The sequence below is a fragment of the Streptomyces sp. ME02-8801-2C genome, assembly GCF_033793965.1.
Lineage (GTDB): Bacteria > Actinomycetota > Actinomycetes > Streptomycetales > Streptomycetaceae > Streptomyces.
Window position 1 is genome coordinate 1 of sequence record NZ_JARAXP010000058.1, and the last position, 779, is coordinate 779.

Consider the following 779-nt stretch of genomic DNA (forward strand, 5'->3'; position numbering starts at 1 on the left):
GACGTCGCGTTCCCGCGGCTGAACATGTTCGCCTACTGGCTGTACCTGTTCGGCTCGACGATCGCGGTCGGCGGTTTCCTCACCCCCTCCGGGGCGGCCGACTTCGGCTGGTTCGCCTACTCGCCGCTGTCGGACGCGGTGCGTTCGCCGGGCATCGGGGCCGACCTGTGGATCATGGGTCTGGCCTTCTCCGGCTTCGGCACCATCCTCGGCGCGGTCAACTTCATCACCACGATCATCTGCATGCGCGCACCGGGCATGACGATGTTCCGGATGCCGATCTTCGTGTGGAACGTGCTGCTGACCGCGGTCCTGGTCCTGCTGGCCTTCCCCGTCCTGGCCGCCGCGCTGTTCGCCCTGGAGGCCGACCGGAAGTTCGGGGCGCACATCTTCGATGCCGCGAACGGCGGGGCGTTGCTGTGGCAGCACCTGTTCTGGTTCTTCGGGCATCCCGAGGTGTACATCATCGCGCTGCCGTTCTTCGGGATCATCTCCGAGGTCATCCCGGTCTTCTCGCGTAAGCCGATGTTCGGCTACATGGGCCTGATCGGCGCGACCATCGCGATCGCGGGTCTGTCCGTGACGGTGTGGGCGCACCACATGTACGTCACCGGCGGTGTGCTGCTGCCGTTCTTCTCCTTCATGACGTTCCTGATCGCCGTCCCGACCGGCGTGAAGTTCTTCAACTGGATCGGCACCATGTGGAAGGGGTCGCTGAGCTTCGAGACCCCGATGCTCTGGGCCACCGGCTTCCTGATCACCTTCACCTTCGGTGGTCT

The 779-nt window shown here is 65.0% G+C and carries 1 protein-coding gene; it reads left to right on the forward strand.

Features of this window, described 5'->3' with window-relative positions:
- The coding region (locus PV396_RS44920; protein ID WP_319214170.1) for a cbb3-type cytochrome c oxidase subunit I at positions 1-779 on the forward strand (779 nt) is incomplete at both ends.